This window comes from Pseudomonas sp. CAN1 (assembly GCF_030462585.1).
GTDB lineage: Bacteria > Pseudomonadota > Gammaproteobacteria > Pseudomonadales > Pseudomonadaceae > Pseudomonas.
Genome location: NZ_JASMRU010000054.1, coordinates 1 through 20631 on the forward strand (window position 1 = coordinate 1; position 20631 = coordinate 20631).

At 66.2% G+C, this 20631-nt stretch carries 13 protein-coding genes; 4 read left to right on the top strand and 9 right to left on the bottom strand.

What is annotated here, in order from left to right; all coding sequences use genetic code 11:
* The coding region (locus QO207_RS30145; RefSeq protein WP_301535916.1) for a LysR family transcriptional regulator at positions 1–261 on the bottom strand (261 nt) is incomplete at its 3' end.
* A 117-nt stretch (positions 262–378) separates the two neighbouring features.
* On the opposite strand from QO207_RS30145, the gene QO207_RS30150 reads away from it, so the two are divergent.
* On the top strand, positions 379–1371 hold the full coding sequence (locus QO207_RS30150; RefSeq protein ID WP_301535917.1) for an aldo/keto reductase: 993 nt from the start codon (positions 379–381) through the stop codon (positions 1369–1371).
* Positions 1372–1438: 67 nt separating this feature from the next.
* Positions 1439–1906 carry a thermonuclease family protein gene (locus QO207_RS30155; RefSeq protein WP_301535918.1) on the top strand — a complete coding sequence of 156 codons (468 nt, stop codon included), beginning with the start codon at positions 1439–1441 and terminating at the stop codon, positions 1904–1906.
* Positions 1907–1921: 15 nt separating this feature from the next.
* Here the strand turns inward: QO207_RS30155 and QO207_RS30160 are convergent, their stop codons facing one another.
* The 4 genes from QO207_RS30160 to QO207_RS30175 form a co-directional block, all read right to left on the bottom strand.
* Positions 1922–2728 (bottom strand): ABC transporter substrate-binding protein, encoded by an 807-nt coding sequence (locus QO207_RS30160; RefSeq protein ID WP_301535919.1) that lies wholly within the window; start codon positions 2726–2728, stop codon positions 1922–1924.
* A gap of 94 nt (positions 2729–2822) precedes the next feature.
* Positions 2823–5540: a magnesium-translocating P-type ATPase gene (mgtA, locus tag QO207_RS30165; RefSeq protein ID WP_301535920.1), complete on the bottom strand. Its 2718-nt coding sequence runs from the start codon at positions 5538–5540 to the stop codon at positions 2823–2825.
* 89 nt (positions 5541–5629) lie between these two features.
* Positions 5630–9295 carry a translocation/assembly module TamB domain-containing protein gene (locus QO207_RS30170; RefSeq protein WP_301535921.1) on the bottom strand — a complete coding sequence of 1222 codons (3666 nt, stop codon included), beginning with the start codon at positions 9293–9295 and terminating at the stop codon, positions 5630–5632.
* A 14-nt stretch (positions 9296–9309) separates the two neighbouring features.
* On the bottom strand, positions 9310–10998 hold the full coding sequence (locus QO207_RS30175) for an autotransporter assembly complex family protein (RefSeq protein WP_301535928.1): 1689 nt from the start codon (positions 10996–10998) through the stop codon (positions 9310–9312).
* A 240-nt stretch (positions 10999–11238) separates the two neighbouring features.
* Between QO207_RS30175 and QO207_RS30180 the strand changes: the two genes are divergently transcribed.
* Positions 11239–12858 carry a WG repeat-containing protein gene (locus tag QO207_RS30180; protein WP_301535922.1) on the top strand — a complete coding sequence of 540 codons (1620 nt, stop codon included), beginning with the start codon at positions 11239–11241 and terminating at the stop codon, positions 12856–12858.
* An 8-nt stretch (positions 12859–12866) separates the two neighbouring features.
* On the opposite strand, the gene QO207_RS30185 is transcribed toward QO207_RS30180, so the two are convergent.
* The gene (locus tag QO207_RS30185; protein WP_301535923.1) at positions 12867–13514 is read right to left on the bottom strand and encodes an N-acetyltransferase; all 648 of its coding nucleotides are present in this window, start codon (positions 13512–13514) and stop codon (positions 12867–12869) included.
* Positions 13515–13632: 118 nt separating this feature from the next.
* On the opposite strand from QO207_RS30185, the gene xthA reads away from it, so the two are divergent.
* Positions 13633–14445, top strand: a complete 813-nt coding sequence (gene xthA, locus QO207_RS30190; RefSeq protein WP_301535924.1) for an exodeoxyribonuclease III — start codon at positions 13633–13635, stop codon at positions 14443–14445.
* Positions 14446–14506: 61 nt separating this feature from the next.
* Here xthA and QO207_RS30195 read toward each other — a convergent pair whose 3' ends face one another.
* The 3 genes from QO207_RS30195 to QO207_RS30205 form a co-directional block, all read right to left on the bottom strand.
* Positions 14507–15478, bottom strand: a complete 972-nt coding sequence (locus QO207_RS30195; RefSeq protein ID WP_301535925.1) for a hypothetical protein — start codon at positions 15476–15478, stop codon at positions 14507–14509.
* Positions 15479–15606: 128 nt separating this feature from the next.
* Positions 15607–16401 carry an OmpA family protein gene (locus QO207_RS30200; RefSeq protein WP_301535926.1) on the bottom strand — a complete coding sequence of 265 codons (795 nt, stop codon included), beginning with the start codon at positions 16399–16401 and terminating at the stop codon, positions 15607–15609.
* A gap of 72 nt (positions 16402–16473) precedes the next feature.
* On the bottom strand, positions 16474–20631 hold a 4158-nt coding region (locus tag QO207_RS30205; RefSeq protein WP_301535927.1), incomplete at its 5' end, for a YadA-like family protein.

The following is a 20631-nucleotide window of genomic DNA, read 5'->3' on the forward strand; positions in this document are numbered from 1 at the left end:
TGGCCTTCCTGCCGCTGGCGAAGGAGGGCGACGCGCACTGGTGCTCGATCGTCTGGTCGACGACGCCAGAGCAGGCCGAGAAGTTGATACGCTGACCTGTCGGGTGGTGCGGCGCAGCAACTGAACGCCCAGGTGCGTCTCCAGTTGCTGGATCAGCTGGGTCACGCTGGCGCGCGGCAACTGCAGGCTGTCCGCCGCCTTGCCGAAGGCCTTGAGTTCGACGATGCGGGTGTAGACCTGCATGGCCTGCAAGCGGTCCATGGCGCACTCCGATTATTCATCCAGACCGAATAGTTAAACCGTAATCCGCCGGTTTATCCATGCCGGACAAACAACAAGAATGGTCCTGCCACTCTTTCCCACCCGGAGAATCCTCCTATGAAGACCCGTCGCCTGGGCTCGCAAGGCCCCGTCGTTTCCGCCATCGGCCTCGGCTGCATGGGCATGTCCGACTTCTACACCACCGGCAGCGACGAGCAGGAATCCATCGCCACCCTGCACCGCGCGCTGGAACTGGGCATCACCCTGCTCGACACCGCCGACATCTATGGCCCGCACACCAATGAGGAGCTGCTCGGCCGCGCCCTGAAGGGCAAGCGCGAGCAGGTGTTCCTCGCCACCAAGTTCGGCATCGTGCGAACCCCGGAACAACCCCAGGTGCGCGGCGCCAACGGCAGCCCGGAATACATCCGCCAGGCCGTGGAAGGCAGCCTGAAACGCCTGGGCACCGACCACATCGACCTCTACTACCAGCATCGCGTCGACCCCAAGGTGCCCATCGAGGAAACCGTCGGCGCCCTGGCCGAACTGGTGAAGGCCGGCAAGGTGCGCTACCTGGGTCTGAGCGAAGCCTCAGCAGAAACGCTGGAGCGCGCGCACCAGGTCCACCCGATCACCGCGCTGCAGAGCGAGTATTCGCTGTGGACCCGCGACCCGGAGGAAAACGGCGTGCTGGCCGCCTGCGAGCGCCTGGGTGTCGGCTTCGTGCCTTACAGCCCATTGGGCCGTGGCTTCCTCACCGGCGCACTGAAAAGCCCGGATGACTTCGCGGCGGACGACTACCGCCGCTCCAGCCCGCGCTTTACCGGGGAGAACTTCGCGAAGAACCTGCAACTGGTGGACAAGGTCGCCGAACTGGCCGCCGCCCGCGGCGTGAGACCGTCGCAGCTGGCGCTGGCCTGGGTACTGGCCCAGGGCGAGCATCTGGTACCGATCCCCGGCACCAAGCAGCGCAAGTACCTGGAGGAGAACGTCGCCGCCGTCGACCTGGCGCTGACCCGGGCGGAGCTGCTGGAGCTGGATGCGATCTTCCCGGCCGGCGCGGCGGCTGGCGGGCGCTACAGCAAAGAGGTGATGGCGCTGATCCAGTAAAAGCTCGGCATCGGGCCTCCGGTGGACGCTTGCAGCGGTTATGCTGACGGGGTCCACCGGAGGTCCCATGCGTTTCGTTCCCGTTGCCCTGCTCGCCCTCGCCTTCCTGCCCTTCACCGCCATCGCGGATGAGGAGTGCCAGGTCACCGCTGTTTTCAGCGGCGACCAGCTGACCTGCCAGCGTGCAGACGGCAACGACACCACCATTCATCTGCGCGGCATCGATGCTCCGGAGCTGGAAAAACCCTTCGGCCAGCGCTCCCGCGCCGCCCTGGTGCAGCTCTCGCTGGGCAAGAGCGCCACGCTCAAGCACGCCGAGCAGCAAGCAGACGGCAGCCTGCGCGCCGCAGTGTGGGTGACGCCGGCGGAATGCCCGAACTGTGGCCATACCCTGGATATCGGCCGGGCGCAGCTGAGCATCGGCCTGGCACGCTGGCGCCAGAGCGACGCACAGACGCCCGAGGAAGTCGGCCAGTACCAGTTCGAGGAACACGAAGCCAAGGCGCGCCGCACCAATCTCTGGCGCAAGCCTTGAGCGACTGGTTACCGGTCAGTTGCTGACGTAGTGCTGGAGGATGCGCCGATCCTCGCCCTCGTCCACCAGAGTCTTCAGCGTCTGCGCATAGCGCCGGACGAAGTCCTCGTCCTGGGTGCGTTTGCTGAAGGCGACCTCGGCGGACTCCGCAGACACCACCACCCGCGTCGGCTCGATGTTGCGGTCCAGGCCCAGCTGTTGCAGCTCGTACTGGCCGCTGTGCTCGTCGGCGATGATGCCGTCGATGCGGCCCTTGTCGACCATGTGCCAGAGGTTGCTGCGGCTGGGGTTGAAGAACACCCGCGCGGCGAAGTCCGGGTCAGCCATCAGTTGCCGGTAGGAGTCGCCGTAGGACACGTCGATCTGCGCACCCAGGCGGAAGTCGCTGCCCGGAAGGTCGGACAACTGCTGCAGGCTGTCACGCTGCGGCAGGTCGCGGCGGACGAAGAGGATGTTGCGCGATGGCGGCAGCACGGTGCCGGAGAACCAGGCGTAGGCCTCGCGCTCGGGCTTGCGGAAGGCACCGGGCAGCACGTCGAGCCGCCCCAGTTCCAACTCCTTCAGCGCCCGGGCCCAGGGCAGCTTGACCATCCGCACACGGCAGCCCAGGCGTTCCAGCACCTCGCGGTTCAGCTCGACATACAGGCCGCCGACGCTGCCATCAGGCAGTTCCATGCTGAACGGCGGGTCGTCATCCCAGCGCAAGGTCTTCTCGCAGGCGGCCAGTGGCGCGGACAGTAGCGCCAGGCCCAGCAGGGCCAGGCACGTCAGGCGTGCGCGGGACGGAAACGACAGTGGCGGGGCTTGCGGCGGCAAGATCACGACTCACGACAGGAGAAGACGGATATCGCGAGTGTATTGAACGTCGATGTCGAATGACCAGTGGCTCAGCGCTTCGTCCGTCGGTTGCGGGGCCTCACTGCCAGCCATGGCGGCGGGCGAACCAGCCTTTCATGGCCTGCGTCAGCGCCATGTAGCCCAGCAGGATCGCCACCAGCCACGGCCAGAACGCCGACGGCAGGGCCTGCATGCGGAAGGAATGCGCCAGCGGCCCCATGGGCAGGAAGATCGCCACGCCGACCAGCGCCAGGGTCATGCCCAGCAGGGGCCAGGCGGCGCGGCTCTGCAGGAAGGGAATGCGCCGGGTGCGGATCAGGTGCACCACCAGCAACTGCGAGATCAGCCCTTCGACAAACCAGCCGGACTGGAACAGCGCCTGGCGCTCCGGCGAATCGGCGCCGAACACGTGCCAGAGCAGGAGGAAGGTGGCGATGTCGAAGATCGAGCTGATCGGCCCGAAGAACAGCATGAAGCGCCCGATGCCGGCGGGATTCCACTGCTGCGGCCGACGCAGCAGCTCGTCATCGACGTGATCGAAGGGGATGGCGACCTGCGACAGGTCGTAGAGCAGGTTCTGCACCAGCAGCTGCAACGGCAGCATAGGCAGGAACGGGATGAAGGCGCTGGCCACCAGCACGCTGAACACGTTGCCGAAGTTGGAGCTGGCGGTCATGCGGATGTACTTGAGCATGTTGGCGAAGGTGCGGCGCCCCTCGATGACGCCCTCCTCCAGCACCATCAGGCTCTTTTCCAGGAGGATCAGGTCGGCGGCTTCCTTGGCGATGTCCACCGCCGAATCCACCGAGATGCCGATGTCGGCCGTGCGCAGCGCCGGGGCGTCGTTGATGCCGTCGCCGAGGAAACCGACCACGTGGCCGCGCTCGCGCAGCACCCGCACCAGGCGCTCCTTGTGGCCGGGGGTGAGCTTGGCGAACAGCGTGGTACGTTCGGCCAGCTCGCCAAGGGCGGCATCGTCCAGATCGTCCAGCTGCGGGCCGAGCAGCACGCCGGCCACCGCCAGGCCCACGTCGCGGCAGACCTTCTGGCTGACCCGGTCGTTATCGCCGGTCAGCACCTTGACCGCCACGCCACTGGCGGCCAGCGCGCGCAAGGCCGGGGCGGTGGTCTCCTTGGGCGGATCGAGGAAGGCGATGTAGCCGGCCAGGCACAGCTCGCGCTCATCGGCCACGCCATAGGCGTCGCGAGTGGGCGGCAGCTCGCGGGTCGCCACGGCAACCACCCGCAGGCCATCCTGGTTGAGTTGATCAGCTACCGCGCGGATGCGCTGCAAGCGTGACCCGGTGAGCGGCTCGATGCCGTCGGCAGTCGCCACCGAATCGCACACCGCCAGCACTTCTTCCAGGGCGCCCTTGCAGATCAGCAGGTGGTGGTCGTCGCGCTCGCTGACCACCACCGACATGCGCCGGCGGGAGAAGTCGAAGGGAATTTCGTCGATCTTGCGGAAGCGGCTGTCCACCTTCAGCGCCTGGCGCAGTTCGACATGTTCCAGCACGGCAACGTCCAGCAGGTTCTTCAGGCCGGTCTGGTAATGGCTGTTGAGGAAGGCCAGTTGCAGCACGCGGTCCTGCGCCTGGCCGAAGGCGTCGGTGTGGCGTTCGAGGACGATGCGGTCCTGGGTCAGGGTACCGGTCTTGTCGGTGCAGAGGATGTCCATGGCGCCGAGGTTCTGGATGGCATCCAGGCGCTTGACGATCACCTTGCGCCGGCTGAGCACCACCGCGCCCTTGGCCAGGGTCGAGGTGACGATCATCGGCAGCATTTCCGGGGTCAGGCCGACGGCGATGGACAGCGCGAACAGCGCCGCCTGCAGCCAGTCGCCCTTGGTGAAGCCATTGAGCAGCAGGACCACCGGCGCCATCACCAGCATGAAGCGGATCAGCAGCCAGCTGACGCGGTTGACCCCGGCCTGGAACGCCGTGGGTGTCGGGTCGCTGGCGATCACCCGCTCGGCCAGGGAGCCGAAATAGGTGCGCCGCCCGGTGCCGATCACCACTGCCTGGGCCGAGCCGCTGACCACGGTGGTGCCCATGAAGCACAGGCTGTCGCGCTCCAGCGGGTTGGCCTGGCGCGCGTCACGCAACTGGGCGAACTTCTCCACCGGCAGGGATTCGCCGGTCAGCGCGGCCTGGCCGACGAACAGATCCTTGGCGCTGAGCAGGCGCACGTCGGCCGGCACCATGTCGCCAGCCGACAGCCACAGCAGGTCGCCGCAGACCAGTTGGCGGATCGGCACCTCCACGCGCTGCAGAGCGCCGTTACCTTCGGTGCTGCGGAACACCGTGGCGGTATTGCTGACCATCGCCTTGAGCCGCTCGGCAGCGCGGCTGGAGCGCTTTTCCTGGATGAAGCGCAGCAGCGTGGAGATCGCCACCATGCTGCCGATGACCAGCGCCGCCTCGACATCGCCGGTGAACCAGGACACCGCCGCCAGCACGCTGAGCAGCAGGTTGAAGGGGTTGCAGTAGCAGTACCAGAGGTGCAGCCAGGCGCCGATCGGGCGATCCTGATCGACTTCGTTCAGCCCGTCGCGCTGGCGTCGTTCCGCCGCCTCGCCTTCGCTCAGGCCGTCGCGGCGGCTTTCCAGGCGATCCAGCACCACGGCCGGCTCCAGCGCCGACCATTCCAGCAGGGCCGAGGTCAGCGCCGGGGCGGCCTGGCGGCCGGCGGCGCTACCGCGCAGCAGGTCGCGCGAAGCCAGCCGGCGCAGCTGGCTGGCCGGAAACCCCTTGTTGATGAATTCGAGCAGGTAGGCCCTGACGAAGTCCAGACGCATGACAACTCCCCTGACGCCGCGAACGGCGGCGCTGGGGAGTCTGCGGCGGCTTCCTTAAGACGCCATGAAGACCGCCGGACAAGCGGTCGTCAGAAGTCGCGCTTGTAGAAGATGTCCAGCGAGCTGGCCAGGCCGCTGGCGGCCTCCAGGTAGACCTTCTTGCTCAGCAGGTAGCGCAGCGCGATGGTGTTGGCCGGCTCGAACACGCCGACGCCATAGCGCAGGCTGAGGCGGTCGGAGAGCTGGCCGCTGGCGACCACGCTGGTACTGTTACCGGTGCCTTCGGTGTCCAGCTGGAAATCCTGGATGCCCAGGCGCTGGGCGACCTCGCCGGTGAGCGGCGCACTGCCGGCCAGGCCCAGAGCCAGCGCCGCCTCGCCGAGCATGTTGCTGTCCTCGCCGCTGGACATCGGTCGCCCCAGCACCAGGTAGGACAGCGCCTGCTGCTGGCTCATCGCCGGTTCCGAGAACACCTCGCTGCGCGGCTGCTCGGCACTGCCGGTCAGGCGCAGGCCGGCGGTCACGTCGTCGACCTTGCGGATTGCCTCGACGTCCAGGTACGGCTGGTCGATGGGTCCGGCGAACAGCAGCCGCGCACGACGGATCGTCAGCTTCTGCCCGTACGCACGGTAGCGGCCGTTGTTCAGGCGCAGCTCACCGCGGGTATCGAGGTTGTTGCCGATGTGCACCTGGCCGGCCAGTTCGGCGTTGAGGCCGAAGCCGCTGAAGGTCAGCTTGTCGCTGCCGACGTTGACCTCGATGTCCATGTTCAGCGCGGTGGCGGCCTTGGCCTCCTGCTTGTCGCCGACTATCACGGTGTCGTCGGAGACCTTCACCGTCGATGGCGGTAACTGGCGAACGATGATCGCACCGCGCGGCACCTGCACCGAACCGGACACCGCGAGCTTGTCGCCGGCCATCTGCACGCTCAGGTCGGGCTCGACTTCGAGGTTGGCGTAGGGCTCCACCGTCACCGGCAGGCGACTGCCGCGCAGCTTGACGTCGACGTCCAGCCCGCTGGCCCAGGCGATGCGCCCGGAGAGGCTGCCGTTGCCGTGCTCGCCGGCCTTCCAGCCGCCGCTCAGGTCAACCTGCTCGCCGGCGATCCGCGCGGTGACCTGCAGCTGTTCGAAGCGGGTCGGCAGGTCGCCGCCGGATATCTCGCCATCGCTGATCTGCAGTTCGCCATCGACCCGAGGCGCCAGCAGGCCACCGGAAATCTGGCCATTGCCATTGAGGTGCCCCTTGAGGGTTTCCACCATCGGCGCGAAGGGGCGAGCCACGGAGAGGTCCAGGCCATTGAGGCGGAAGGTGCCATTCACCGGCTTGGCCTTGGGCCGCGGGTCGAGTTGCACCTGGGCCTCCAGGCTGCCCAGCTTGTCGCCGAGGAATTGCAGGCTGGTGTCGATGCGCCGGGGCGTCAGGCGGCTTTCCAGCTGCAGGCGCTGGTAGGGGAAATCGACCCAGTCTTCCTGCTCCTTGATGCGCAGGGTGCCGTTGTTGGCGTTGATCAGCACGGAGCCGTTGGGGCCGCTGGCCGGCAGGTCGAGCTGGACGTCGCCGTCGAGCTTGCCCTTCCAGGCGAAGTCGTCGGGCAGCCAGCGCGCCAGGCTTTCCAGCGGGAATTCGCGCAGGTGCAGGCGCAGACGCGGGTCGGGCATCAGCCGCTGGTCTTCCATGCACAGGCTGGCCGGGCCGGACTGCCAGCAGTGGGCGCCGAGGTTGATCCGCCCGTCCGCCAGGCGCTCCAGGCGCGCCGGCTGTTGCAGGCGCCAGTCCTGGCCACCGCTCTGGATGTCGCCTTTGGCGAGGCGCCCGCGCCAGTCCTTGCCGTTCCAGTTGCCGTCCAGGCCAAGGTCGAGCAGCACCGGTTTGCCTTGCAGGTTGAGGGCCAGCTGCTGGCGTTGGCGGTCGCCGCTGCCGTCGAGCTTGAGCACGCCGAAATTCGTCTCGCCGCTGTGCAGGCCCTGGGCCGTCAGGCTGACCCGGCCGCGCTGGGCGGCATCCAGGGAGGCGCTGAGGTCCAGCGTACGCAGGCCCTGGTCGGCGAAAGCGACGCGCTGGCCATCGAGCTTCAGCTGGCCTTGCGGCGCCTGCAGCGTGCCGGCCAGATCGAGGCGACCGCTGACCTGGCCGAACAGCTGCGGCCAGAGCTGGCCGAGGCGATTCAGGGCGATATCCAGGCGACCGGAGAGGCGCTGGTCCAGCGCGGCCTGCCCGCTGACGCGGTTGTCGCCCAGTTGCAGCATCAGGTCATCGACCTTCCACGCCTGCCCCGCCGCGTTGGCCTGGGCCTTGAAGGTCGCCGGCTGGCCGCGCAGGCGCCCTTGCAGGTCGAGAGTGGCGTCCAGGTTCAGCACCTCGCCCTTGAGCGAGCCCTTGCTGCGTACCGGTCCGCCGAGACGGCCGGGCATCTCCTCAAGCCAATAGGCCGGGTCGAGGTCGGACAGATCGAGGGCGGCATCCCAGGTAACGGCATCGGCGAAACCGACTTTCAGGTGTCCTTCGGCCTTGCCCTGCCCCGCCACCAGCTTCAGCGACGGCAGGAAGACTTCCGCGAGGTTGCCGGACACCGGGCTGGCCAGGGTGAAGTCGCCGGCCGGCCCCTTGAAGGCGCCGTCGAAGTTGCCCAGGTAGGCGCCACCGCTGTAGCTCACCTCAGCCTTGAAGGTGTGCACGCTCACCGGCGGCTCGTCGATCTGCGGGTAGAGGCGGCGCCAGGGGAAGTCCAGCCAGTCGAGCTGGGCATTGGCGGCGAAGGCGTCCTTCCAGTCCAGGCGCCCGGTCACGGCCACGCGCTGGTCCTTGTCCGCACTCAGGTCCAGCGCGGCGATATCCGCACCCTCGGCGTCGACGCGGCCACGCAGGGTCAGCACCACCGGGCTTTCCTCGGCCGGCAGCACGGCGGCGCCGGCCAGCTGGTAGCCGTCCTTGAGGTTGCCGCTGGCGTTCAGTCGCAGCTGGTTCAGCGTCAGGGTGTCGGGCAGCGAGGCGTCGGCCTTGAAGCCGTCTGCGGTCACCAGCGCGGTGGCCGGCAGGTTCTCCGCCAGGGGTTGCAGGTCGCCCTCCAGCTTGCCGTTCAGGTAGCCGCTGCTCTGCGCCTGCAACTTCAGGTGGCCCATCAGTTCGCCCCTGGCCTGCAGTTGCAGCGACCAGGGTTTGTCGCCCGGCGCCGGCAGGCCGAGCGTGCCTTCGGCTTCCAGCGGCCAGCCCTGGGTCGGCTTGAGCAGGCCCTTGAGCGACAGGTTGAGGCCGTCGCGGGCGAGCTTCACCGAGTCGATGTGCAGGCCTTCATGGTCCCAGTGCGCCGCCAGCTCGGCGTCGCGCAGCTGTTCCTGGCCATCGAGGAGGAAGCGGCCGATGCGGATATCGCCCAGTTCCAGCGACAGCGGCAGGCTGAGATCGGGCAGCTCGATGGGCCCGGAGGATTCGCTTGGCTCGCTGGGCGGCAGGGTCAGCAGCACTTCATTGGCGACGACCTTGTGCAGGCACAGGGTCATGCGCAGCAGGCAGGCCGGCGACCAGTCGATCTGCGGCTGGTCGAGCACCAGGTGAGTGGCGCCGTCGCTCCACTCCAGGCGTCTGGCGCTGAAGCCACCGGCGAGACGGCCGTCGAAGTCCTCGACGCTCAGGCCCGGCACCCAGCTCAGCACCGCACGGCTGCCGGCGGGCGTGCCGAGCAGGGCCGCCACGGCGATGACCAGCAGCAGGATCAGCCCGAGCAGACTGCCGATACTCCAGCGCAAAGCGCGCATCCAGCCCGCGCGGCTCACAGTTCCGGCCCCATGGAGAAGTGCAGGCGGATGCCGCCGTCCTCATCGAGGCCGTCGGCGAGGTCCAGGCGCAGCGGGCCCACCGGGGAAATCCAGCGGATGCCGATGCCGACGCCGGTCTTGATCGAGGGGAAATCCAGCGAGTTGAACGAGTTGCCCTGGTCGACGAAAGCCGCGATGCGCCAGCGCTCGGCGATGGGGTACTGGTACTCGACGCTGCCGGCGACCATGTAGCGGCCACCGATGCGGTCGCCGTCGGAGTTCTTCGGCGACAGGGTCTGGTAGTCGTAGCCGCGCACGCTCTGGTCACCACCAGCGAAGAAGCGCAGCGACGGCGGGATGGCACTGTAGTTGTTGGTGGCGATGCCGCCGACCTGGAAGCGACCGAGCAAACGCTGCCCTCCCCAGAAACTGGTCACGCCCTTGGCCATGGCGTTGATGTGGGCCACGTCGGCATCCGCCATCAGCCCCTCCTTGGCGCCCTTCACTTCGAACTGCAGGCGATAGCCCTGGCCAGGGTCGATCTTGTTGTCGGCCTTGAGGATCGAGTAGCCGATGCCCGGCATCAGGAAGCTGCTGGTGCCATTGTCGTCACCCAGCTTGTATTCCTCGCGCTGCCAGTTCAGCGAGATGACCCGCTGCCAGCCGCTGTCGAGCTTGTGGTGCCACTCGCCGCCGAGGGTCAGCAGCTTGCTTTCGGTGTCCACCAGGTCTTCGTACTGGTAGCCGCTGGTGAAGCGCAGCTTGTCGGTGAGCGGCGGGTCCAGGGGAATCTCGTACCAGGCGCCGACGTTCTGCCGTGGCGCCGAGACTTCTGCCTCGAAGCCCAGGCTGTGGCCCTGCGGGTTGACCCAGTGGCGCGTCCAGGTCGCCCGCGCGCGCGGCCCGACGTCGGTCGAGAAGCCCAGGCCGAGCCCCATGGTGCGCGGCTTGCGCGCCTCCAGGTGGACATGCACCGGCACCACCTCGCCGTCGGCGTTGGTCGGCGCGGCATCCACCCGCACGCCATCGAAGTAGCCGCTGGACTGCAGCGCCTGGTTGAGGTCGGCGATCTGCTCGGAGTCGTAGTCGGCGCCTTCCTTGAACGGCACCATGCGCTGCAGCAGGTCCTCGTCGAAGGGGAAATCGCCAGCGAAGTCGACCTTGCCCAGCCGGTAGCGCGGCCCGCTGGCATACACCAGGTCGATGTCGGCGACGCCGGCCTCGGGGTCGACGCGCAGCTGCTGCTGGGTGAACTGGCCGCGGAAGAAGCCGAAGCGCGAGGCCTGGTTCTGGATCAGCCGCTTGGCATCCTCGTAGGCGCCGTGGTTGAGCTGCGCCCCTGGTTTCAGCGCGTCGCCACCGGGCACGCGGAAGCTCTTGAACTGCGCCGCCGGCCCGTCGACGCGAATGGTCACGTTGCGCAGGTGAATGGGTTCGCCGGGCGTGACGTTGATGCGCAAGGTGGGCACCTTGTCGTCCCGCACGCGGGCGCGGATCCGTGCCTGGTAGTAGCCCAACGCCTGGGCGGCACGCTGCGCCTGCTCGACCGCGTTGCGCCGGAACCGTTGCAGGGCCGCCACATCACGCTCGCCAAGGCTGCCCAGATAGGCCTCTATATTGGCCTTGAGCGCGGCGTTGGCGGGGGTGATGCGAACATCGAGGTGGGCTTCGGCCGCCAGCACCCTCTGCAAGCAGAAGGTCATTACCAGCAGCAGCCCAAGCAATCCTTGGACAACTCTCATGGCGCGAAATGCTAGCACGGGAATGCTCGATTCAAGACGTCCAGGGCAAGGGGGGCAGGAGAATAGCCGAATGGAATCCCTACAACGTGGGCGCGCGCAACAACAGAACAGTCCTACAAAACCTATCGGGACTTTCGTCTCCAGGCCGTGATGGAAGCTCTTGCAGACTGGTTCCCTTCCGATCCTCGACTCCCAGCCTCGATGAACAAGTGCAAGATCCACCCTCTCCACCTGGCTGCCCTGGCCGCCTCGCTGCTCGCCCTGGCCGCCTGCAAGCCCGCCGCAACCGACAGCCAAACCACCGCCGTCCCGGTCAACCAGCCCGCCACAGCGCTCTGCCTGAACGGGCAATGCGGCGTGCTCGCCCCGGACGGCAAGGTACTGCTCGGCTTCGACAACGACTTCGGCAACATCCTGGCCACCGACCTCGCCAGCCCGGTCTTCGCGTCACGCAACGGCCATTGGGACCTGGTCAGCCTCGACGGAAGCAAGGTACTCAAGCACGCCTTTACCAATGAGCTGATCCTGCTGCCGAACCAGCTGTTCGGTTTTGCCCGCGACGGTCTTTACGGGGTGATGGACCGCCAGGGCGAAGAAGTCATCGCGCCGCGCTTCGACCGCCTCACGCCAGGCAGCGATGGCCGCTACATCGTCTACGAAATCGATGGCTGGCAGGGCGTGATGGACACCCACGGCAAGCTGCGCACGGAAGCCGTCTACGACTGGATCCAGACCCAGGGTGACGGCGCAGGCAAGCCACAACTGCTGATGGCCCGGCGCGGCACGGTGAACTGGGTGATCGACCTGGGCAGCGGCGCACAACAACCGGTCGCCTATGACCATATAGGCCCGCAGAACCAGGGCTATTCAGTGGTCAGCGCAGGCGGGCTGTTCGGCCTGGCGGACAGCAGCGGCACCGCGTTGTTCGGTCTCAAGTACCCCTGGCTGGGCATCCCCAGTCAGGGTCTGGTGGCCTTCCGCGAAGCACAGGACAAGCCCTGCGGCTACCTCGACTATCAAGGGCGCATCGCCATCGAAGCGCGCTTCGTCAACTGCCTGCCGTTCGGCAAACAGGGAGCCATGACCCAGGAGTGGCGCCAGGACGGCTCCAGCCTGTTCGGCCAGTACGGCCTGATCGATCGCCAGGGACAGTGGAAGCTCGAGCCCACCTATGATTTCGCCGACCAGGCGGGCATCTCGCTGCTGGGCCAGGGCCACCACGTGCCGGGTTACGCGATGATCGGCCACTATCCGGCGCCCATGCAGATGACACGCGGGATTTTCAGTACTGACGACGGCAAGGAGATCCTTGCGCCGATCTACGAGCAGATAGGCGCTCTGGGCCAGGGCCTGTTCCTCTTCAGTGATCGGCACTCGCCGCGGATTCGCCTGACCTACCAGGGCGAGCCGGCCGAGCTTCCCGCCGTCGGCGTTGTGGATCGCTCCGCCATCCGCCTGGTCGCGCCGCGGGACGCCATTGGTTTCAGCCTCGACCCCAGCGGCCGCTTCCTGCGTAGCCAGGCCAGCCTCGCCGCCGACGCCCCTGCCGCGCTCTATGACCTGCAAGGGCGCCTCGTCGTGCCGGCGCGCGGCCAGGTGCTGGAAGTCGACACTCGGCACGGGTTGCTCAGGGACTACAGCCTGAAGACCATCCAGGGCCAGGACTGGAAGGGCCTGCTGAGCCTGCGCGACCTGCAGGGCAAGGTGCAATTCAGCGTGCGCCGCACCGAATGCGGCGCCGCACAGCTGGTGGACAGCGCCGACAAGCCGATCTGGCCGCTGGACCCGACGCCCTACTGCCCTGCCCTGGCGACCAACTGAGCGTCACCTCAGAGCTGCGTGCCCTGCTGCGCTTCCACCACAGGATTGGGGTGGAACAGCACGTGCTCGCGGATCGGCCCCAGCGCCACCTCACCCAGCTCCCGGTAGCCATGGCGCCGGTAGAACTCCAGGTAGCGCGCGTTGCCGGTGTCCAGCACCAGGCCTTGTGACCCGCCATCCTCGGCACACCAGGCATGCAGGGCATCGAGCAGTTGCTCGCCCAGATGCTTACCCTGGAACTCGGGGTGGATACCGATCAGCGGCAGCAAGTGATACGGCCCCGGCGGCAGGCAACCGAGCACCGCCGCGTGGTAGTCCAGATAGCGTCGGGTGCAACCCAGGCCGGTGGTCAGCAACATGCGCATGCGCCAGAACCAGCTCTCGGTGACATCCAGACGGCGTTGCGGCGGCACGATCAGCGCCACGCCGACCACGCGGTCCTCCAGCAGCAGCCCGATGGCCGGCAGCTCTTCGAGGAAATGCTGGTTGACCAGCTCGCGGACGGTAGCGCGCACCCGCTGGTCGAAGCCGGCGCGATCAGACTCGAACAGGTAGGCGAAGGTGGGTTCATGGCGGTAGGCGTGGTACAGCAGCGAACGGACTTCACGGCTGTAACCACTGTCCAGCAGACGGACTTCGGCAAGGGTATCAGGCATGCGGACGCCTCTTGTTGTTATGGTTCTGGCCCAGCCCCAGAACCCTAGCAGCGTCGCGCCGGGGTCGCCAGGATCGGCCAGCTTGGGCTAGCATCCTCCTTTTGCCAGGACGTCCAGGATGAAAATCGTCTCCTTCAATATCAACGGTTTGCGCGCACGTCCCCACCAGCTCCAGGCCATCATCGAACGCCACCAGCCGGACGTCATCGGCCTGCAGGAAACCAAGGTCGCCGACGAGCAGTTCCCCCGCGAGGAAATCGAGGCCCTGGGCTACCACGTGCACTACCACGGGCAGAAAGGCCATTACGGCGTCGCCCTGCTCTCCCGCCAGGAACCGCTGGAGCTGCAGCGCGGCTTCCCCAACGACGGCGAAGACTCCCAGCGCCGCTTCATCTGGGGCACCTTCAAGGATGCCGAAGGCCAGCACATCACCGTGATGAACGGCTACTTCCCCCAGGGTGAAAGCCGCGACCACCCGGTGAAATTCCCCGCCAAACAGCGCTTCTACGCCGACCTGCAGGACCTGCTGGAAACCCGCTTCAAGCCCGACCAGCCGCTGGTGGTGATGGGCGACATCAACATCTCGCCGGAAGACTGTGACATCGGCATCGGCGAGGAGAACCGCAAGCGCTGGCTGAAGACCGGCAAGTGCAGCTTCCTGCCGGAAGAGCGCGAATGGCTGGCGCGCCTCAAGGGCTGGGGCCTGGTGGACAGCTTCCGCCTGCAGAACCCGAGCGTGGACGACCGCTTCAGCTGGTTCGACTACCGCAGCCGCGGCTTCGAGGACACACCCAAGCGCGGCCTGCGCATCGACGTCATCCTCGCCTCCGAAGCCCTGCGCGGAAGGATTGCCGAGACCGGCGTGGACTACGACATCCGCGGCATGGAAAAGCCCTCGGACCACGCACCGATCTGGCTGCAGCTGAAATAACCCGCCACCATGAAAAAGCCCGGCCAATGCCGGGCTTTCCTTGCGGCTATCGCAAGCAGCATCAAGGTTTCGCAGGAGCCAGCAGCTTGCCAACGGACGAGTCGAAATAGGCCACCGAGAGCACATGTTGCTGCCCCAGGAGCCTGCCCTCGCCGAACCACATCACATCGTTCTGGACCAGACGAAGATCGCTGCCATCGAATTCGAAACGGCTGCCATCGGTGCTGCGGAATGCCAGCGCGTTACCCTCCAGGCGCAGGATTTCGAAGTTGACGCTATCGCCCGGCATCTGTTGCTTGACCCGCTGCAGATAGACCGGCGCCAGACGCGCAAACAGCTGCATGGCCTTGTTGCGGTACTGGGCCAGAGAAAGACCGGACTCGCGCTCCAGTTCCGTGGCGATCAGCGCGAAGATATCCGCGTTGGTCCGGGCCAGGGCCAGCTTCACCGGCAGCGCCTGCGCCAGGGCAGCGGCATCGAGCTGTTGCACGGTCTTGGCAGCAGGCGCCGGCGCCGCCTTTTCGCTCGCCTTGCCCTTGGTCTTGCCGGCTTCCGCCAACGGTTTTTCCTTGACCTCGACGTTCTTGACGAACTCGCCGACATCGGACGGCAGCATCACGCTGGTTGCCAGGTAAGCGGCACAGGCAAGCGCCTGGCCCGCCTTGTCGCCATTGACCAGCAACGCCTGAGCCTGGTTATTGCGCGGCAGTTTCGCCGGGTCGACATTACGCTGGCGCAGGAAGGCATTGATCTGCTCCTGGGTCAGCTCGCCACGGGCCAGGCCACAGAGCTGCGCCATGATCTGCGGGTCGCGCTTGCCATCGAATGTCGGCGTCAGGCTGAACACCGCGTTGCGGATGATCGGCAGTGCCGGCATGTCGAGACGGATGCTGTCGTCAGCAGTTGCATCGACCTGCGCCTGGGCTTTGGCGGGCACTGCGGGTTCAGTGGCAGCCGATTTGTGTTCCTGCTTGCAGCCGGACAGCGCTGCGGTACCGATCAGGAAAGCGGCAGCCAGGGGCTTGAGTTGCATGAGAGTCTACCTCGGAGTTTGTAGCACCCAACCCACGTTCCGGGGTCGGGAACCGGCAGGCCTCGTATCAGGCGTGCCGGGAGAAATGGTCTGGCGACGGCAGCATTGCGCTGCCGTCGCCGTAGAAGTTACATCTGGGTTTCGATGGAAATGGTGGTGCGGCGATTGGGCGCCAGGCACTCGACGACCGCCTGGGACTTCGGCCCCGGGCACTCCACCAGCGGCTCGGCGCTGCCACGACCGTCGACGTTGATGATCGAAGCGGGTATGCCCTGCGCGACCATGTAGCTGCGCACCGCATTGGCCCGGTTGAAGGACAGCTGGTTGTTACTGTCGACGCTGCCGATGCGGTCGGTATAGCCAACGATCTCGATGGCAGTGACCTGGACCCGCTTCATCTTCGCCACGACGTCATCCAGCGCGGCGACACCCTGCGGACGCAATGCCGCGCTGCCGAAGCCGAAAGTCGCGTCGGCCGACAGGGTGATGTGCTGCAGCTGCTTGTCTTCATGCTTCTCCACAGGAGCCATGCAGTTGCTGGGCAGGTAGTGGAACGACTGGGCGAGCATGTCCTTGTCGAACAGCACCTTGTATTGGCAGACCTTGTCCGGCTGGCCATCGGGCTGGCGGAACTTGAGGATGTAGTCCCACTCACGCACGCCAACCATGCCTTCGCTGAACTGCGGATGGCCGATCAGTTCCATGACCTGTTTCTTGGTCATGCCCGGGCCGATCTTGCCCAGGTTTTCCAGGTTCACATAGGAACCCTCCGGCATGGACGCCGAAGTCGTGGCGGGGAAGATCGGGTCGTCGGTCTTGCCGGCGCTGTCGACCTTGCTGACCGTACCGCAACCGCTGGCCAGCGCCAGAGCGCCTGCTACCAGAGCCAGGCGCAGGGCGGCAGGAGTGAATAGCTTGTGCATGTTCAATTACCTCGAAACTGTATCTGGGAGGGGCCCGGCGCAAGCCGGGCCCCTGCTCTCAAGAGCGACGGATTACCACTGGTAGCCAACGCCGACCGAAACGCCCGCCTCACCCTGGGAGTCCAGGTTGCCGCTGAGCTTGGTGACCCACTTGCCGTTGTCGGAGATGCGCGACACACCGATGGCCAGGGCTTGCTGACCGCGGTAGTTGCCCATGCCCACAGACGCCATGCTGGCGCCCGGCACGTAGGGTTGCGGCAGGGTTGCGGCAGCCAGGGCACCAGCGATGCCGGCGCTGAGGATGTCGTCCTGCTTGTTCAGGTCGTGTTTCAGATCGCTGTAGGCCTGGTTGATGCTGTCGTTGAAGCCACTGGTCGCTGCATTGAGCTGACGCAGGTTGACGGCATCGGTGTCCGCCGAAGCATCCGCCACATGGGTGATCTGACGCTCAGCGCCGGCGCTGCCCACCGAGACGGAGTTGTCGCGATCCGCCACGGAATTGGCACCCAGTGCCACGGAGTTGCTGGCAGTCGAGCTGGCGCCGTTACCCATGGCCACCGAGTTCGTACCCGAAGCCTTGGACTTGGTGCCGATCGCCACGCTCTTCGCGCCGGAAGCCTCAGCCCCCGAGCCACCCGCGACCGCATCCACGCCAGTAGCCTTCGGAGCCACCGCCGCGTTGGTCTGGTTGACCTGGAACATGCCGGCGTCACCGGTTTCGATCCTGGTGACACGCTTGTCGACGTTGGTCACGTCACCCGTAACGTTGGTGATCTTCGACTCGACGCCGTTGAGCTGTGCCACGTTGACCGCATCGGTGTCGTTCACACCCGCTGCCAGGTTGGTAATGCGGCGCTCGTTACCTTTGCTGCCCACCGAAACGGTATTGGCTTCCTCAGCAACCGAACCAGCACCCAGCGCCACGGAGTTCGCGGCAACGTCAGTGGTACGGGCGCCGTCGCCAATGGCAACGGACGCCGCGCCCTTGGCGTCGGTCGAGCTGCCCAGCGCGACGGCGTTGTCACCGCTGCTGCTGGCCGAGTCGCCCATGGCCACCGAGCTTGCGCCTGCCGCCAGAGCCTGCGGACCGACCGCCACCGAATCTGCACCGGTAGCCGCCGAGTCGGCCTTGGTGGAGTTCGAGTGGAAGTACTTGGTACCGCCATTGAAGACGTTGGTCACGCTGCCTTCGATGTTGGTAACGCGGTTGTCCAGGTTGACGACGTTGGCGTTGGTCTCTTTGAGCTGAGACATGTTCACCGCATCGCTGTCCGCCTCGCCGCGAGCCACGTTGGTGATCTTCGCGCCGCCGGACTTGCTCTTGCTGTTGTAGGTGGTGCCGCCGAGGGTGATCAGATCGTGGTTGCCGTCGGAGTACATCACGGCATCCGCCACCGAACCTGCGGTGACCTGCTTCAGCTGTGCGACGTTGACCGCATCGCTGTCACCGGCACCAGCCGACAGGCCAGTGATACGGCGATTGCCGATGTTGACTTCACCCTTGGCGGTGCCGCCCACCAGGTAGGCTTCATTGCTCAGCGTGCTGCCGTCCGCGATGGAACCGGCACCCAGGGCAATGCTGCCATCATGGCTGGCGACCGCGCCCATGCCGATGGCCACGGAGTCGACGCCAGTTGCCTTGGAGTCGGCACCCGTGGAGTTGGCGTGGAAGTACTTGGTGCCCTTCTCGTTGATGTTGGTGATGGTGTCGCCCAGGTTGGTTACGTCACCCGTCAGGTTGGTAATATCACCGGTGATGCTGGTGATGTCGCCGGACAGGTTGTTGACGATCTCGTTGGTTACGTACAGCTGCGAACCGTTCACCGCGTCGGTGCTGGAAGCGGAGAGCTCGCCAGCGGCCAGGTTGGTGATGGTTGCGCCGCTGTCGCCGCCGCCCAGGGTGATCTTGTCGTGGCTGCCGCTGTCGTACATCACCGCATCGGCCACCGAGCCGGCAGTGACCATCTTCAGCTGAGCGACGTTGACCGCATCGGAATCTTCCGCGCCGGCCGACAGGCCAGTGATGCGGCGGTCGCCGATGTTGACTTCGCCCTTGGCGGTACCGCCGACCAGGTAGGCTTCGTTACCCAGGGTGCTGCCGTCCGCGACGGAGTTGGCGCCCAGGGCGATGCTGCCGTCATGGCTGGCAACCGCACCCATGCCGATGGCCACGGAATCGACGCCAGTTGCCTGGGAGTCGGCGCCAGTGGAATTGGCGTGGAAGTACTGGGTGCCGGTTTCGTACATGTTGGTGACGGTGTCACCGATGGTGGTCACGTCACCCGCGATGTTGGTGATGTCGCCGGACAGGTTGTTGACGATCTCGTTGGTTGCGAACAGTTGCGAGCCGTTCACCGCATCGGTGCTGTCGGCGGAAAGCTCGCCAGCGGCCAGGTTGGTGAGGGTCGCGCCGCTCTCGCCGCCGCCCAGGGTGATCTTGTCGTGGCTGGCGCTGTCGTACATCACCGCATCGGCCACCGAGCCGGCAGTGACTGCCTTGAGCTGCAGCACGTTGACCGCATCGTGGTCATCCGCACCTGCCGCCACACCGCTGATGGTGCGCTGGCCGTTGGCGGTGCCGACGCCGATCTCACCCACGGAGGTCTGCGGGGCACTCAGCATGGCAGCCGTGTAATTCACCTGCGGACCGAACTTGGTAACCGAGTATGCGCCGAGGGCTACCGAGTTCACCTTGCTGCCATTCGCCATGTAGCCCAGCGCAACGGAAGTCGTGCTGGTAGCGCTGGTCAGGGTGCCCAGGGCCAGCGACTGGCTGCCGCTGGCTGTGGCCAGGTTGCCGATAGCAACGCCGGAGTTGCCGGTCACGGCAGCTGCAACGCCAATGGCAGTGCCTGCCCCGCCCCCTCCGGAAACCTTGGCACCGGTACCGATGGCCACCTGGTTTTCCTTGGAAGTCGAAGCCATGTAGCCGATGGCGGTACTGCCACCCAACGCCGTGGAGTTTGCACCCAGCGCAACACCACCAGAGCCTTCAAAGCCCTGGTCAGTCGGACCGGTAACTGCCCCGGTGCCCAGCGCGACATCGCTCATGCCCCCAGCAACGGTCTCGACGCCAATGGCAACGCTGTCCACCCCGGCAGACCGGGTGTTGCCACCGATGGCGATGCTGTTGGTGCCCGTGGCCTGCGCATCCGCAATATCGTCGAGGTCGGAGTTGGTGTGGAAGAACGCCATTCCCGGGGCGACGCTCTGCAACTGACCGTTGCCGCTCATCAGCGGCTGCTGCGAAGGCGCCTGTGCATCAGCGCTTGCCACGTTCTGAGTCGGCGAGAGCGAGGAACCCTGGGCCGAGGAGAACAGGCTCTGCGTTTGCTGGATCGCCTCGTTGAGCCCACCGCCCAGATCAGCCAATAGCCCCTTGACCTGCGCCAGGTTCACCGCATCGTTATCTTCGATACCAGAGCGAACATCGGTGATCTGGCGGTTGCCAACCGATACGCTGTTCGCACGGGTGGTCTTGCTCGCATAGCCAATGGCAACGGAGTTGGCGAATGACGCCTCACTGCCTCCACCAATCGCCATGGAATAACGGCCGCTGGCGGAAGAGTCGTTGCCCAGTGCAATACCGCTCGCACCGGTGGCGGCGGCTCTGGAGCCCATCGCCAGACCGTTGGCGCCGCTGGCAAACGCACCTACGCCGGCGGCCAGGGAGTTGACGCCAGTGGCGCCATCGTTGTTGTAGTTGCCGCCAATGGTGCCTTTGTCGTTGACGCTGTAGTAGCGGGTCTTCGCGCCATCCACGGTGTCATTGAGCTGGTCGACGTTCACCGCATCGCCGCCATCCACGCCAGCCGCGACGTTCTTGATGCGGGTGCCGCCCTGCTTGGTGACGGAGTTGTAGGTGTTGCCGCCCGACAAGGTAATGGTCTGGTGGTCGTCGCCGTCGTACTGCACGGCGTTGGCCACGGACTCGGTAGCCACCCGCTTCAGCTGGGCCACGTTGACCGCATCGGTATCTTCCGCGCCGGCCGACAGGCCAGTGATGCGGCGGTCGCCGATGTTGACCTCACCTTTGGCGGTACCGCCAACCAGGTAGGCTTCCTTGCTCAGGGTGCTGCCGTCAGCGACGGAGTTGGCGCCCAGGGCAATGCTGCCGTCATGGCTGGCGACTGCGCCCATGCCGATGGCCACGGAATCGACGCCGGTAGCTTCGGAGTCGGCGCCAGTGGAGTTGGCGTGGAAGTATTTAGTGCCCTTCTCGTTGATGTT